Genomic DNA, 14,809 nt, shown 5'->3' on the forward strand with positions numbered 1-14,809 from the left:
CGGATCAGCTGTGCCAGTCCTCCCGCGCGGTGAAGGGAACGGCCTCGGGACGCGCGGTGGTCGTGGTGAGCTCGACGCGCCCGCCCTGCTCGGCCGCGCGCAGGATGCCGGTCATGATGTCGAGCACGTGGAGCGCCATCGCGCCGCCCGCGCGCGGCTCGACGCCGGGCGCGGTCCGCACGAAGTCGACGAGGCCGACGCCGCGTCCTGCCCCGTCGTAGCCGCCCGAGACGGCGAGCGTCTCGGGCTCGGCGCCCGGCCGGTGCAGCACGACGTCGCCGTCGAACCGGTTGGGGTCGGGCACGAGGAGCGTGCCGTCGGTGCCGTGCACCTCGATCGGCGACGCGGTCGTCGTCGTGCCGTCGAAGCTCGTCACGATCGTCGAGATCGCGCCGTTCGCGTGCTCGAGGATGCCCGTCACGTGCGTGTCGACGTCGACCGGGATGGTCTCGCCCGCGCGCGGACCGGATCCGATCACGCGCTCGGAGCGGAGGCGCGATGCCGCACCGCTCACGGCGACCACCGGCCCCAGCAGCGTCACGAGCGCCGAGACGTAGTAGGGGCCCATGTCAAGCATCGGGCCGCCGCCCGGCTGGTAGTAGAAGTCGGGGTTCGGATGCCAGCGCTCGTGGCCGGCCGTGATCATCGTCGCCGATGCCGCGACGGGTCGCCCGATGAGGCCGTCGTCGACCGCGCGGCGGGCCGTCTGCACGCCCGTGCCGAGCACCGTGTCGGGTGCGGAGCCGACCGCCACGCCGGAGCGCGCGCCGGCCTCGACGATCCCCCGCCCCTCGTCGACCGAGACCGCGAGCGGCTTCTCGCCGTACACGGCGCGGCCGGCCTCGATCGCGGCGTGCGCGATCTCGGCGTGCGCGGCCGGGATCGTCAGGTTGAGCACCGTCTGCACCGCGGGGTGCCGCACGAGCTCGGCAGCCGGAACCGCCTCCGCGCCGGTCTCCGCGGCGACCGCGGCCGCGCGCTCCTCCGACAGGTCGGCGACCGCGACGATGCGGATCTCGGGATGGCCCGCGAGCGCGTCGAGGTACTGCCGCGAGATGTTGCCGAGTCCGACGATGCCTACGCCGTGCGCGTCGCCCACACCAGGCCCCTCTCGATGATCGTGCGGACGTTCTCGTCCTGCAGGACGTCCGGGCTGTGGCCGGGCGTGGCGACGAAGATCCGCCCCTCGCCCCACTGCCGCGTCCAGACCGCGGGCGACGTGATCGGCCGGTGCCACGGATGCCACGGGCGCACGGGGTGCGTCGTGGTCGCGAGCACGTCGTTCAGGTCGTCGTGCAGCACCCAGTACTGCTCGGTCTCGAGCGCGAAGTCGTCGATCCCGGCGGTGATCGGGTGCGTGCGGCCGAGCTCGGTGATCTCGACCGTGTACGGCAGGTAGTTGTCGCTCGCGTCGCCGACGAGCTCGCCGGGCTCCTTGCTCGGGTGGGTCGCGAACTGGCCGCCGACGAGCTGCAGGTAGTCCGAGCTGTTGCGGAACGAGTCCGCGATCCCGCCGTGCCATCCGGCGAGGCCCGTGCCGGCGCGCACCGCGGCGATGAGCCCCTTGAGCTCCTCGGGCTCGATCGTCGACATCGTGACGCTCTGCAGGATGAGGTCGGTCTGCGCCATCGCGTCGGCATCGGCGTAGACCGCGGTCGTCTCCTCGACGCGGACGTCGTAGCCGCGCTCCTCGAGGAAGGGGAGGAAGAGGTCCGTCGACTCGACGGGCTTGTGCCCGTCCCATCCGCCGCGGACGACGAGTGCCCGGGTCACGCGCCTCCCCCGACCTGCGTGAGGACGGCGTCGGCCGCTGCGCTGCGCTCGACCGCGTCGAGGACGCGCTGCACGCTGAGCGCCTCGTCGAAGCTCGGCGACGGGTCGCGCTCCTCGGCGATGGCGGTGACGAGGTCGACGACCTGGTGCGTGAAGAGGTGCTCGTAGCCGAGGCCGTGGCCGGCGGGCCACCACGCGTCGACATACGGATGGGTCGGCTCGGTCACGAGGATGCGGCGGAAGCCCTGCTCGCCGTCGGCGTCGGCCGCGTCGTAGAACTCGAGCTCGTTCATCCGCTCGAAGTCGAAGGCGATCGATCCGCGGTCGCCGTTGATCTCGATGCGGTTCGCGTTGCGGTGCCCGAGCGCGAAGCGCGTGGCCTCGAACACGCCGAGGGCTCCGCTCGCGAACGACGCGGTGAACGCGACGGCGTCGTCGACCGTCACCGGGCCGCGCTCGGCGTCGGCCGCCGCGCGTCCGCCGAGACCGCGCTGCTCCGAGAGCACCGGGCGCTCGGCGACGAACGTGCGCAGCTGCGCGGAGACCGCCTCGAGCGGCTCGTCGAGGAGCCACTGCGCGGTGTCGATGATGTGCGCTCCGATGTCGCCCAGCGTTCCGGACCCCGCGATCTCCTTGTCGAGGCGCCACGTGAGGGGCGCGTCGGCGTCGGTCAGCCAGTCCTGGAGGTACTGCGCGCGCACGTGGCGGATGGTGCCGAGGCGGCCGTCCGCGACGAGGCGCTTCGCGTAGGCGAGCGCGGGCGTGCGGCGGTAGCTGAAGCCGCACATCGCGCGCGTGCCCGCGGGCGCGCTGCGCGCGGCCTCGGCCATCCGCTCGGCCTCCGGCAGCGTGCGGGCCAGCGGCTTCTCGCACAGCACGTGCTTGCCTGCGGCGAGCGCCGCGATCGACACCTCGGCGTGCACGTCGCCCGGCGCGCAGACGTCGACGATGTCGATGTCATCGCGCGCGATGACGGCGCGCCAGTCGTCCGACCACTCCGCGGCTCCGAGCTCGTGCGCGGCGCTCTCCGCGCGCTCGGCAGAGCGGCCGACGACGACCGCCAGCTCGGGTCGGGCCGGGAGGTCGAAGAACCGCGGTGCGGTCCTCCAGGCGTGAGCGTGTGCACGGCCCATGAAGGCGTGTCCGATGATTGCCACCCGCAGCGTCGAGGTCATGGCGTCTCCTCTCCATTCAGGAGCCATCGTGCCATATAGCGGGGCTGTCAACAAATGAAGGGCGCGCCGAGCTCGGTGAACGTCCGCTGCGTGCGCAGGGCGTCGTGCAGCGCGGCCTCCACGCCCCGGACGACGCGATGACGGCCGGCGTCGTCGACGGCCTCGGTCCAGTGCTCGGCGGGGATCGCGCGCGGCTCGGGAGCGGCCATCACGGCGTCGACGAGGCGCATGAACGCGCCCGTCTCCGCGAGGGGCACGGCGAGCGGCGCGCGGCCCGCGCGGGCGTCGAGCAGGTTCTCGAGGAGCGGCGCGCGGCCGAACGCGCGCGTGACGGGCGGACGCCCGTCGCCGCGCACGAGCTGCACGACGTCGAGCGTGTAGTACAGGCGCACCGTGCCGTGCGCTCCCACGACTTCCACCCAGGGCTCCTCGCGCTGCGCGGCGCACAGCGTGACGGCCGTCGTGAGCGTCCGCCCGTCGCGCAGGGCGAACCGCGCGACCGAGGTGTCGTCGGCCTCGATGTCGTTCGCGTGGAAGAGATCGAGCGCGATGCCGTCGACGTCGTCGGCGCGCTGCATGCCGGCGAGCGCGAGCGCCGTCGCCGACGCGTGCGCGAGCGGGTTGGTGAGCGCTCCGTCGGCGACGACCACGCCGCCCATGCGGCGCCGCCCCGCCCACGCCGCCCGCGCGTAGTAGCGGTCGTCGCGCACCCACGCGCCGGTCGCGCCGTAGCGCAGCACCTCGCCGATCGCGCCGTCGGCGACCAGGCCGCGCACGTACGGCACGGCCTCCGACCCGAGGCTCTGGAACCCGACCTGCGCCCGCGCGCCCCGCGCCGCGGCGTGGACCTCGAGCGCGTGGAACTCGTCGAGGGTCGCGGTCGGCGGCTTCTCGAGCAGCACGTCGCACCCGGCATCGAGCGCGGCCGCCGCGATCGCGGCGTGGGTGTGAATGGGCGTCGAGATGATCGCGACGTCGACGATGCCCCGCGCGAGCATGCCCTCCGCATCGTCGTCGTGGACCACGTGCGCGGGCAGCGCGCCCGGCGCGGGCGGCGTCGGGTCGGCGACCGCGACGAGGCGCGCGACGCCGCGCTCCTCGAGCGCGAGCGCGCGGCGGACGTGCGATGCCCCGTGGCCGTGGATTCCCACGATCCCGATGCGCGGCGTCTCGACGGTCATGCCCTCACCTCCGTGCGGATCCGCTCCGCGATGCGCGCCGCGTCGTCGGCGGCGACCGGCCCGTCGAGGACGACTGCGGAGAGGTCGAGCTCGAGCGTCTCGGATGGCGCGAGCACGCGCCGTCGCACGGTCGCGACGGCCGGCCCGAATCCCACGTACCCGCCGGTGCGGACGAACCACGGCAGCCCGCTGTCCGTCGCGGCGACGACGGTCGCGCGGTCGCCGACGATCGCGAGCCACGGCGAGCGGGAGCCGTGTGCGATGTCCGTGCCCTCGCCGTCGGCGCACACGGCGTGCGCGCGGGCGAAGGGCGTGCGCCAGAAGATCCCGCCGTAGAACGCGCCGTCGCGTCCGTTCGTGTGCGGGCTGCCGAACTCGGCTCCGCCGGCGCCGGCGGTCAGGGTCGAGCGCCACGACATCCGCCATCCGTCGCGGTCGGGCGCGATGCGCAGCGCGCGCCGCTCGGAGAGCAGCACCGCGCCATCCGGGCCCGCCCACGCGAGCTCCTCCTCGACGCCGTCGCCGTCGGCATCCCGCGCGAGCACGCGCTGGACGCCGTGGTTGTCGAGCATCGTCGAGCCCCGCCCGGCGACGAACGTGCGACCGCCCCAGAACGAGGCGCGCGAGACGTCGGGGATCGCGAGGCTCACCCCCAGGTGGTGGAGGTGATCGGCCGGCCCGACCGCGGTCACGGCCTCGCCGCCGAGCGTGACGGCCTCGAGATACGGGCGCGGCGACAGGCGCGGGGCGACGTCGAGCCCCTCCCGGTACCGCGCGACCGCCGCGTCGCCCGCGTGCAGGGCGATCATGGCCGGGGCCCCGTGCTCGCGCGCACGGTCAGCGCCGGCGTGAACACGACGGGGTCGCGGCGCAGGCCGCCGCCGATCTCGTCGTGCAGCTCGCGCCACACGGCCGCCCCCACCCCGGGCAGGTCGACCGTCATCGTCGTGAGCGGCGGCGCGGAGTACCGCGAGAAGGGGATGTCGTCGAAGCCCGTCACGGAGAGGTCGTCCGGCACGCGCACGCCCTCCTCGTCGAGACGGCCGAGGAGACCGAGAGCGACGATGTCGTTGAAGGCGAGCACGGCGGTCGCGCCGCTGCCGCGCACCGCGTCCCACGCGCGATAGCCGTCCTCGAAGCCCGACCCGCACGCGAGCTCCCGGATCTCGATGTCGGGGTGCGTCTCGCGGAAGGCGATGAGCCCGCGCAGGCGCTCGTGGTTCGATCGCGACGCCTCGGGGCCGGAGAGGAACGCGATCCGCTCGTGCCCGAGGTCGACGAGGTGCTGCGCGAGGGTCTGGATCCCGGTCGCGTAGTCCACCTGCGCGACTGCCGCGTTGCGGCCCGTCGTGCGGTTGACGACCGCGACCGGCTGCACGCGCGGGAGCAGGTCGAGCAGCTCGGGTCGTGTCATGCGCGGCGCGATGAGGACGACGGCGTCGGTGCGGTTGCGGATGTCGATGGCCGATGCGGCCTCACCGGCCTCGTCCTCGAGGGTGTCGGCGACGAGCACGCGGTACCCGTCGGCCGCGGCCGCCCGGTGCACCCCGTGGAGGACCTGGTGGAACATGGGGTTCGACAGGTCGGGCACGAGCACGCCGATCGTGCGGCTGACCCCGAGCGAGAGCGACCGCGCGGTCTGGCTGGGCGTGTACCCGAGCTCGTCGATCGCCGCGCGGACGCGCTCGGCGATGTCCTCGGCGACCGTGGGGACGCCGTTCATCACGCGAGACACGGTGGCCTTGGAGACTCCCGCGAGCTCCGCGATGTCGGAGATCGTCGTCTGCCGGACGGGGTGCCGTCGGGTGCGCTTCGTCGCCATGGCTCATCTTCTCCCGTCTCGCACGTCGATCTCGACGTCTGCGAAGCGCGCCGTGGCGTGCTGGGCCGCCCCGGTCGCCGCGAACAGCACGTACTCGGCGCCGATCCACTGCCCCTCCGCCGCGCGGAAGCGCACGGGGAGCGCGCGGTCACCGCCGGGCTCGCGCACCGCCACCGCGATCTCGCCGTCGGCGTCGCACGACAGCGCGAGCCGCACGGAGGCTGCGGGCGCCGCCTCGTCATGCCGCAGGGTCTCCCCCGGCTCGTCGCGATGCCGCGTCGCGACGACGAGCCGATCGCCCTCGGCCGTGCGGCGGAGTCCGGCCCAGAGGTAGTCGAGGCCGAGCACCCCGGCGCCCGCGCGCGTGCCGGCCGGGCCCTCGAGCGAGAGGGAGACCGCCATCGTGGACGGGACGCCCGGCAGCGGCTGCCCGATCACGCGCGGCAGCGTGCGCAGGTTCCCCGCGTCGACCCCCGCGACGATCCGCAGGCATCCCGGTTCCGGGAGGAGCCATCCGTCGTCGGGATTCGCCTGCCACGCCCACTGCGCGCCAGGGAGCCCGTCGGGGAAGCCGTCGCCGCGCGCGAGCGTGCGCGGGCCCTGGGGCGCTCCCTGGGGCGACGCGTGCTCGAGGACCGGGCGCCCCTGGTCGCCGAGCACGGGCCATCCGTCGTCGCCCCAGTGCATCGGCTGGAGATGCAGGACGCGGCCGAAGACCCCGCGGTCCTGGAAGTGGAGGAACCAGTGCGCGCCATCGGCCGTCTCGACCCACGCGCCCTGATGCGGCCCGTTCACGGGGGTGTCGCCCTGCGCGAGCACGACGCGCTCCTCGTACGGCCCGTACGGGTCGCGCGCGCGGAAGGCGTACTGCCATCCGGTCGCGACGCCGCCCGCGGGGGCGAGGATCCAGTACCACCCGTCGCGCTTGTAGAGCTTCGGGCCCTCGAGCGTGACGCATCCGTCGATCGCGTCGCCGTCGACGACGTCGCGCGACGGCCCGACGACGGCCGTGAGGGCCGCGTCGACCGGCACGATGCTGAGGACGTTCTTGCGGCCCGCGCGGCTGCGCGCCCACCCGTGCACGAGGTACGTCGCGCCGTCGTCGTCCCACAGGGGGCACGGGTCGATCACGCCGAGCCCGGGCAGGAGCAGCCGCGGCGCGCTCCAGGGCCCGCGCGCGTCGGCGGCGCTCACCACGAAGACGCCCTGATCCGGATCCGGGTAGACGATGTGGAAGAGGCCGTCGTGATGGCGGATGGATGGCGCCCAGACGCCGGCGCCGTGCCGCGGCTGCGCGAACCACGCCTGCGGGGTGTTCCCGGCGACCGCGTGCGAGATGATCTCCCAGTTGACGAGGTCGGTCGAGGCGAGCACGGGCAGCCCGGGCGCGCGGTTGAAGCTCGAGGCGACGAGGTAGTAGACGTCGCCGACGCGGATCGCATCGGGGTCGGGGACGTCGGCGTCGATGATCGGGTTGCGGTACCGCGCGGCGCTGGTCGGCTCTGTCATGGGATCCCGTCTGAGAAACCGGTTACTCTCGTTCCATCGTAGGGTGCTGCACGACGCCAGGGGAAGGACGAACATGACCCGCCGCGATCTCCGGGGGCTCGAGGGGCTCGATGCGCTCCTCGGCCGGCCCTTCACCGCGCGGCCCGAGGAGGTGGATCTCGGCGCCGTCCCCGCCCGCCTCGCGGCGGCGCTCGGCGTGCCGCCCGTGCCCGACACGACTCCCGTCGTCGAGGAGGGCACCTGGACGCGCGACGGCGTCGACGGCCTGGCCCTGCGCTGGAGCACGGGGTTCGGATCCGACACCCGCGCCTGGCTCCTGCGCCCGGCCGGCGAGCGCGCGCCGCTCCCGGGCATCGTGGCGCTGCACTGCCACGGCGGGATGAAGTTCCACGGGAAGGAGAAGATCGCCGACGGCCCCGTGGACGAGCCGCGGGTGGCGGCGTTCCGCGCCGAGGCGTACGACGGCGTCGCCGTGGCGAACGCGTTCGCCCGCGCCGGCTTCGCCGTGCTCGCGCACGACGCGTTCGGCTGGGGCAGCCGCCGAATGCGCCGGGAGGACATGCCCGAGCGCACCCTGCGGGCAGCCGCCGACGCGATCGCCGCACGGGGCGGCGCGCTCGACGATGCCGCACGCTACGACCTGCACGCCGGCCCGAACGAGGACGCCGTCGCCAAGACGCTGGGCGTCCTCGGGACGTCGTGGGGCGGCCTCGTCGCGCGCGACGACCTCATCGCCGCGCGCGTGCTCGCGGCCCGGGCGGACGTGCGCCCCGGCGGCGTCGTCCTCGTGGGACTGTCGGGCGGCGGCGCCCGTGCGGCCCTGGCCGGCGCGCTCGACGAACGGGTCGTGCGCGCGACGGCGGTCGTCGCGATGATGGCGACCTTCGATGCGATGCTCGACGGGTACATCCAGCGCCACACGTGGATGCTCATGAACCCGGGGATGGCCCGGGTCGGGGAATGGCCCGACATCGCGGCCGCACGCGCACCGCGTCCGCTGTTCGTCGGCTTCGCCCGCCGCGACGCGCTCTTCCCCCTGCGCGGCATGCTCGACGCCGAGGCGCGTCTGCGCGCGCACTACCGTCGAGCGGGCGCCGAGCACGCTCTGCACACGGCGTGGGCCGATCGCCCGCACTCCTTCGGCGCCGACACGCAGCAGGCGTTCCTCGCCTGGGCGGGAGCGCTCTCCTCCTAGAATCACGCGGAGGAGCGCCACCCGCGCCTCCGACGGAGAGCGCGCGACGAGGCGCGCATGGCAGGAAGGCACACGAATGCTCGACACGATCCAGGCGTTCCTCGATCAGCTCGGCGCCATCATCTGGGGCCCGTGGCTGCTCATCCCGCTCCTCCTCGGGACGGGGCTCTACCTCACCATCCGGCTCGGCGGCATCCAGTTCCTCCGCCTCGGCCCCGCCCTCCGCCTCGGCCTCTGGCGCCGCAAGGACGCCGGCGCGGAAGGCGACATCTCGCAGTTCCAGGCGCTCACGACCGCGCTCGCCGCCACGGTCGGCACGGGCAACATCGTCGGCGTCGCGACGGCCATCGCGATCGGCGGCCCCGGCGCCCTGTTCTGGATGTGGATCACGGGCCTGCTGGGCATGGCGTCGAAGTACACCGAGGCGTTCCTCGGCGTGCGCTTCCGCACGACCGATGCGGCCGGCGAGCGCAACGGCGGCCCGCAGCAGTATCTCGAGCGGGGAATCCGCGGGCCGGTCGGCAAGGTGCTCGCACTGGCGTTCACGATCTTCGCGATCTTCGCGAGCTTCGGCATCGGCAACATGACGCAGGGCAACTCGGTCGCGGCGAACCTCGAGAGCAGCTTCTCGATCCCGACCTGGGTCACCGGCGTCGTGCTGACGATCATCGCGCTCGCGGTGCTCGTGGGCGGCATCAAGTCGATCGGCCGCGTGACCGCGGGCTTCGTGCCGATCATGATCGTGTTCTACGTGCTCGGCGCGATCTACATCCTCATCGCCAACATCGGCGAGGTGCCCGCCGCGTTCGCGACGATCTTCCGCGACGCCTTCACGGGCAGCGCGGCGGCGGGCGGCTTCGCGGGGTCGGTGCTCATCATCGCCATCCAGTTCGGCGTCGCGCGCGGCATCTTCTCGAACGAGTCCGGTATGGGGTCGGCGGCGATCGCCGCGGCCGCCGCGCAGACGAGCCACCCGGTGCGCCAGGGCCTCGTGTCGATGACGCAGACGTTCATCGACACGATCATCGTCGTGTCCATGACGGGCCTCGTGATCGTCACGACCGGCGCCTACACGTTCACGGACGAGACGGGCGCCCAGATCGATCCGTCGGTCATGACCGGCGAGGCGTTCACCCACGGCCTGCCCGGCGAGTGGGGGCACTGGGTCGTCACGCTCGCGCTCGTCATGTTCGCGTTCTCGACGGTGCTCGGCTGGTCGTACTACGGCGAGCGCTGCATCGAGAAGCTGCTCGGCCGACGTGCCGTGCTGCCGTTCCGCGTCGTCTTCTCGCTCATCGTCTTCGTCGGCTGCACGACCGAGCTCAGCGTCGTCTGGTCGTTCTCCGACGTGATGAACGGCCTCATGGCGCTGCCGAACCTCATCGGCCTGCTCGTGCTCTCGGGCCTCGTCGCCCGCGAGACGCGCGCATACCTCAAGCACGACCCGAAGCTCGAGGCCTCCCAGGACGAGATCGAGCGCTTCATGGCCGGCGACGCCGGCTGGGAGGAGTGGCGCGCCGCCGAGGCGGTCCGCGAGACGCGCTGACGAGCGGGAGCGCTCAGCCGACCGGCGCGGGCGCTCCCGGCCGGAACAGCACCGTCGCGCGGCCCGTCTCCGGGTCGCGCGACACGTCGGCGCGCACGCCGTAGACGTCGGCGATGAGCTCGGGCGTGAGCACCTCGGCCGGATCGCCCGCCGCCACGACGCGCCCCTCGCGCAGCACGAGCACGCCGTCGCAGAACATCACCATCGCGTCCCGATCGGATGGTCTGGGCGCGTGAAGGGCCCTCCGATCGGATCGGTCGGATCGGGATCGGGAACCGACACGCCGAGCCGGTGCAGCTCCGCCATCGCGTCGTCCTGCGGGCGGTAGCCGATCTCCTCGCCCGCCCCGAGCGGAAACCATCCCTGCGCGTTGCGCGAGACGCCCCACACGATGTGATGCCGGCCATCCGCGAGCGCGATCGCGGCCTCGAAGAGGCGGGCGGCGTCGCCCGGCGAGAGCCACGACGCCGCGGCCCTGCCCGGGTCGGGCGTCTCGAGAAAGGTGCAGATGCGCGCGCTGACGATCGACATCCCGAAGCGGTCGCTGAAGAGGCTCCCGAGCGCCTCCATCGCCGCCTTCGTGACCCCGTAGTAGGTGTCGGGTCGCGGCAGGAGGGGCTCCGCCTCGCCGACGCGATCCGGCACGTGGAACCCGGCCGCGTGCACGGAGCTCGAGAGGAGCACGGCGCCGACGCCTGCGTCTCGCGCGGCTTCGAGCAGGATGCGCGTGCCGTCGACGTTGACGCGCAGGAGGTCGCTCCAGGGTGCCTCCGATGCGATGCCGGCGAGGTGGATGACCGCTCGCGCATCCGACAGCGCGTCCCGCAGCCCGGTCGCGTCGTCGATCGAGAGGTCGCGCCACTCCCCGGGCTCGGCGGCCGACGGCTCGGCCGTGTCGACGAGACGGAGCTCGCGCCCCTCCCGACGCAGAAGCGGCACGACGGCCGACCCGATCCGCCCGGAGGCCCCGGTCACCACGACGATCTCGCGCTCGCGCATGCCTCCTGCCTAGCGCATGCGCGGCGAGCGCCGCGATCCCCTTGACGCGCGGTCGTCCCACCCGAACGCAGAACGGCCCCCGCCGAAGCGGGGGCCGTTCTCGTGTGGTGCGCCCCGAGGGACTCGAACCCCCAACCTTCTGATCCGTAGTCAGATGCTCTATCCATTGAGCTAGGGGCGCATTCACCGCTGCCGAAGCAACCGTATGAGCATACAACGCGTTCGCCGCACCGGACAAATCGGGGCGCGCCGCCCGGGCGCGTCGCGTCAGTCGACCGCCGCGGAGGCGCCCTCCGACCGGCGCTCCTTAGTCTCGACAGCGAGCTTCTGCAGGTCGACGAGGCGCAGCGCCTGCATGCGCGCCTCGCGCATCGAGGCGTAGTCCGGGTCCTCGTCGGGGCGCATCGCCTCGACGCGCAGACGGTTGTCGAGCGTCGACGCGATGTCGCCCCATGCCGCCTCGCGGGACTGCTCGACGAGCGCGAGCAGCTGCGCCTCGTCTTCGAGCTCCGTGCGGAGAGCCTTCGCGACGCCGACGTACTGCTTGGCGCGGCGGCGGAGGTTGCGCACGTCGCGGTCGCGGTAGTCGTGCGTGCCGCGCGACTGCGAGTGCCGCCCCCACGCGGCCTTCCGCGCCTTCGAGATCTCCTGCGCCGCCTGCTCGGACTCGTCGGCGAGCGCCGCGATCGTCTCGCGGGCGACCGGCAGGAAATGGGACGCGTCGAACGCCTCGTCGAGCGAGATCGTGCTCACGAGGATCCTGTTCTTCACCGCGAGCCGCGCGGCGGCATGCGCGATCGCGAGACCCTCGGCGATCGCATCGGCGTTCCGTCCCACCGCACCTCCTCGTACCAGATTAGCCGCGAGGACCGGGCGGCGGGCGCGGGTCACGCCTGCGGGACGGCGAGCTCTCCCGTGAGGTACTGGGCGCGGCCGAAGCCGAAGCTCCAGTCCTCCGGCCCGTTCTCGACGTACCCGATGAAGACGTCGGACGAGGCGACGCCGACCGGCTCGAGCGCCGCGGCGATCGCGGCGTACAGGCGCTGCTTCTGATCGACGGAGCGACCCCGCTGCGTGAAGATCTGGATGACGACGGGGTCGGTGCGCTCGAAGCCGAGCCCGGCATCCTCCGCGACGATTGTCGACGCGGGGCGCGAGGTGATCACCTGGAACCGGTCGCGCTCGGGGATCCCGTAGACGGAGACGATGGCGTCGTGGACGGCGCCGGCGATCTCGGCGGGATTCGTGCGGGCGTCGCTGTGGTCGATGCGGACGAGGGGCATGCGGACTCCTGAGAGAGGTCGAGGACTTTGTCCTGACATTCTCTCATATGCGTCTCCGGGAGGACAACCCCTCGTCCGCCCACCTCACTCCGCGGCGGCGTGCAGGAGCAGCGCCTGCTCGGGGCGCAGGATCGGCAGCGTCACGCCCACGGCGTCGAGGAAGCGCCCCGTCGCCGTGAGCCCCTCGTCGAACCATCCCGGTCCCCGGTGCTGCACGAAGGGGCTCGCGCTGTCGCCCTCGGTCGTGCGCGGGAAGTCCTCCGCCGTGGGCAGGAGCGGCACGACGCGGTAGACCCGGTCGGGGTCGAGCCCCGGAAGTCGCACCCGGCCGGGCATCTCGGCGACGGGGGTCCGGTGCATGACCGCCGTGAAGAGCGCCTCCCCCCGGTCCTGCGCGACGATGCCGTGGAGCGCGAGCGCCGGCTCGACGAGGTCGGCGTTGACGCGGACCCCCGAGTGGATCAGGCCGCGGAAGCGCTTGTACAGCTCGATGCCCTTCCGCAGGACCGCTCGCTCGTGCTCGGAGGCCGCGCGGATGTCCCACTCGATCCCGAAGTGCCCGAAGAGGGCCGTGAGCACGCGGAACCCGATGTCGTGGACGCGGCCTGTCGTGTGGGAGTGGGTGGGTCCGACGTGGGCGCCGACGAGCTCGGGCGGGAGCACCGCCTGGGTCCACCGCTGGATCGTCTGGCGCTCGAGCGCGTCGTTGCAGTCCGACGCCCAGACGCGGTCGGTGTGCGCGAGGACGCCCAGATCGATGCGCGCGCCGCCCGACGAGCACGACTCGATCTCGACACGGGGGTGGGCCTCCTTGAGCGCCGCGAACAGGCGGTAGACCGCGAGGGTCTGCGCGTGCACGGACGGGCGCCCATCGTGCCCGTGCTCGCGCAGGTCGCGATTCTGATCCCACTTGAGGTACGCGATGTCGTTCTCGCGGAGGAGGGCGTCGATGCGGTCGTAGACGTACTGCCACGCGTCGGGGTTCACGAGATCGATGACCTGCTGATGCCGCCATTCGACGGGCAGGCGCCCGCCCTCGTCGTGCGAGCGCGCGTCGGGTCCGGCGATCCAGTCGGGGTGCTCCCGCGCGACGTCGGAGTCGAGGTTCACCATCTCGGGCTCGACCCACAGCCCGAACTCCATGCCCCGCGACGTGACGGCCTCGATGAGCGGCGTGAGGCCATCCGGCCACAGCCCCTCGTCGACGTGCCAGTCGCCGAGCCCCGCACGGTCGTCGCGGCGCCCGCGGAACCATCCGTCGTCGAGCACGAAGCGCTCGACGCCGAGCTCGGCGGCCGCCGCGGCGAGCTCGACGAGCGGCTCGATGCGGTGGTCGAAGTAGACCGCCTCCCAGGTGTTGAGCACGACCGGCCGGGGGCGACCGCCGTCGACCTCGACGTGCTGCGGACGCGCACGGAACCAGCGATGGAACCGCTCCGTCACGCCGTCGAGGCCGCGATCCGACCATGCGGCGTACAGCGCGGGCGTCTCGTAGGCCTCTCCCGGCGCGAGCACGACCTCGCCCGATCCGAGCAGCTCCGCGGCGCCGATCATCTGGCGCCCGTCGGCGAGCGCGTCGAGGAACTGCTCGTGGTCGCCCGACCAGGCGAAGTGCGCTGCCCACACGGCGCCCGAGCGGTTGCCGAAGCCCGGCGTGCCCGCCGCGACGAGCAGCGAGGAGTCGTGCCCGGTGCGGCCGTGCCGCCCCGTGCGGACCCACGTGCCACGGCGGATGGCCTGCCGCTGCGGGTGGTTCTCCCGGCACCAGCGCCCGGTGAGGTCGAGCAGCTCGCCCGCATCGGCGGGCACCGGGAGCTGGATGGCGAGCTCGTCTACCTGGTAGGGGGTCGCGCCCGTGTTCGTCACCGAGGACGCCGCCTCGAGCAGCCCGGACGGGTGCAGGCGGAGCCGCGTCGCGACCTCCAGCCCCGCGCTCGCATCTCGCTGCACGATCCGCGCGGTCTCGCCATCCGCCTCCGCCGCGACGACGCGCAGAGCCGGCGAGAAGTCCCGCCCCGGTCGCCCGTCCTCGTCGATGCGGCTCCCGCGCAGGCCCGGCCGTCCGAGCCATCCCGACGACGGCTGCGGCACGACGCCCGCGATCACGGGCACGTCGAGCGCCGAATGCGGGACGGGGTCGGTGAGCAGCTCGAGATCCGGCACGTGCGCGCCGAGGTCGGCACCCCAGTGGACGATCTCGGCCTCGCCCGAGCGGAAGGAGAGCAGCACGCTGACGCCGTCGGCGCGCAGATGGATGGGGTTCATTCGATTCGCTTTCGTGTGTCTCGGGGTGCCGACGACGCGCGGGGCGCGGCCGTGCCGCGCC

The 14,809-nt window shown here is 73.4% G+C and carries 14 protein-coding genes and 1 tRNA gene; 2 read left to right on the forward strand and 13 right to left on the reverse strand.

The features are described from left to right. Positions 1 to 4 precede the first annotated feature (4 nt). The 7 genes from PKE79_RS08060 to PKE79_RS08090 are packed head-to-tail and all read right to left on the reverse strand — an operon-like array spanning position 5 to position 7,460. Positions 5 to 1,099 carry a Gfo/Idh/MocA family protein gene (locus tag PKE79_RS08060; protein ID WP_271173174.1) on the reverse strand — a complete coding sequence of 365 codons (1,095 nt, stop codon included), beginning with the start codon at positions 1,097 to 1,099 and terminating at the stop codon, positions 5 to 7. After that, on the reverse strand, positions 1,078 to 1,773 hold the full coding sequence (locus tag PKE79_RS08065; protein ID WP_271173175.1) for a ThuA domain-containing protein: 696 nt from the start codon (positions 1,771 to 1,773) through the stop codon (positions 1,078 to 1,080). The genes PKE79_RS08060 and PKE79_RS08065 overlap by 22 nt, the downstream gene beginning before the upstream one ends. Beyond that, on the reverse strand, positions 1,770 to 2,948 hold the full coding sequence (locus PKE79_RS08070) for a Gfo/Idh/MocA family protein (protein WP_271173176.1): 1,179 nt from the start codon (positions 2,946 to 2,948) through the stop codon (positions 1,770 to 1,772). Before PKE79_RS08070 ends, PKE79_RS08065 begins: the two co-directional genes overlap by 4 nt. A 47-nt stretch (positions 2,949 to 2,995) precedes the next feature. After that, positions 2,996 to 4,129 (reverse strand): Gfo/Idh/MocA family protein, encoded by a 1,134-nt coding sequence (locus tag PKE79_RS08075; protein ID WP_271173177.1) that lies wholly within the window; start codon positions 4,127 to 4,129, stop codon positions 2,996 to 2,998. After that, complete coding sequence (locus tag PKE79_RS08080; protein WP_271173178.1) at positions 4,126 to 4,938, reverse strand: DUF6807 domain-containing protein; 813 nt, start codon at positions 4,936 to 4,938, stop codon at positions 4,126 to 4,128. Before PKE79_RS08080 ends, PKE79_RS08075 begins: the two co-directional genes overlap by 4 nt. After that, complete coding sequence (locus PKE79_RS08085; RefSeq protein ID WP_271173179.1) at positions 4,935 to 5,951, reverse strand: LacI family DNA-binding transcriptional regulator; 1,017 nt, start codon at positions 5,949 to 5,951, stop codon at positions 4,935 to 4,937. The genes PKE79_RS08080 and PKE79_RS08085 overlap by 4 nt, the downstream gene beginning before the upstream one ends. Positions 5,952 to 5,954: 3 nt before the next feature. After that, on the reverse strand, positions 5,955 to 7,460 hold the full coding sequence (locus PKE79_RS08090; protein ID WP_271173180.1) for a glycoside hydrolase family 43 protein: 1,506 nt from the start codon (positions 7,458 to 7,460) through the stop codon (positions 5,955 to 5,957). Between the two features lie 73 nt (positions 7,461 to 7,533). Between PKE79_RS08090 and PKE79_RS08095 the strand changes: the two genes are divergently transcribed. Together PKE79_RS08095 and PKE79_RS08100 are read left to right on the forward strand one after the other, a co-directional pair. Next, a complete protein-coding gene (locus PKE79_RS08095; RefSeq protein WP_271173181.1) occupies positions 7,534 to 8,655 on the forward strand; it encodes an alpha/beta hydrolase in 1,122 nt (373 codons plus the stop codon). Positions 8,656 to 8,731: 76 nt separating this feature from the next. Continuing rightward, positions 8,732 to 10,201, forward strand: a complete 1,470-nt coding sequence (locus tag PKE79_RS08100; RefSeq protein ID WP_271173182.1) for an alanine/glycine:cation symporter family protein — start codon at positions 8,732 to 8,734, stop codon at positions 10,199 to 10,201. A gap of 13 nt (positions 10,202 to 10,214) precedes the next feature. Here PKE79_RS08100 and PKE79_RS08105 read toward each other — a convergent pair whose 3' ends face one another. From PKE79_RS08105 to PKE79_RS08130, 6 genes are all read right to left on the reverse strand, one after another. After that, positions 10,215 to 10,406 carry an ATP-binding cassette domain-containing protein gene (locus PKE79_RS08105; protein ID WP_271173183.1) on the reverse strand — a complete coding sequence of 64 codons (192 nt, stop codon included), beginning with the start codon at positions 10,404 to 10,406 and terminating at the stop codon, positions 10,215 to 10,217. Beyond that, entirely contained in the window at positions 10,400 to 11,200 is an 801-nt protein-coding gene (locus tag PKE79_RS08110) for an NAD-dependent epimerase/dehydratase family protein (protein WP_271173184.1), read from the reverse strand. The genes PKE79_RS08105 and PKE79_RS08110 overlap by 7 nt, the downstream gene beginning before the upstream one ends. Before the next feature lie 105 nt (positions 11,201 to 11,305). Then, a tRNA-Arg gene (locus PKE79_RS08115) sits at positions 11,306 to 11,381 on the reverse strand. An 86-nt stretch (positions 11,382 to 11,467) separates the two neighbouring features. Continuing rightward, entirely contained in the window at positions 11,468 to 12,037 is a 570-nt protein-coding gene (locus tag PKE79_RS08120; RefSeq protein ID WP_271173185.1) for an asparagine synthase, read from the reverse strand. Between the two features lie 50 nt (positions 12,038 to 12,087). Continuing rightward, positions 12,088 to 12,483, reverse strand: a complete 396-nt coding sequence (locus PKE79_RS08125) for a tautomerase family protein (protein WP_271173186.1) — start codon at positions 12,481 to 12,483, stop codon at positions 12,088 to 12,090. An 84-nt stretch (positions 12,484 to 12,567) separates the two neighbouring features. Beyond that, the gene (locus PKE79_RS08130; RefSeq protein ID WP_271173187.1) at positions 12,568 to 14,748 is read right to left on the reverse strand and encodes an alpha-galactosidase; all 2,181 of its coding nucleotides are present in this window, start codon (positions 14,746 to 14,748) and stop codon (positions 12,568 to 12,570) included. Between the last annotated feature and the right edge of the window lie 61 nt (positions 14,749 to 14,809).

The sequence above is a fragment of the Microbacterium barkeri genome, assembly GCF_027921765.1.
Lineage (GTDB): Bacteria > Actinomycetota > Actinomycetes > Actinomycetales > Microbacteriaceae > Microbacterium > Microbacterium barkeri.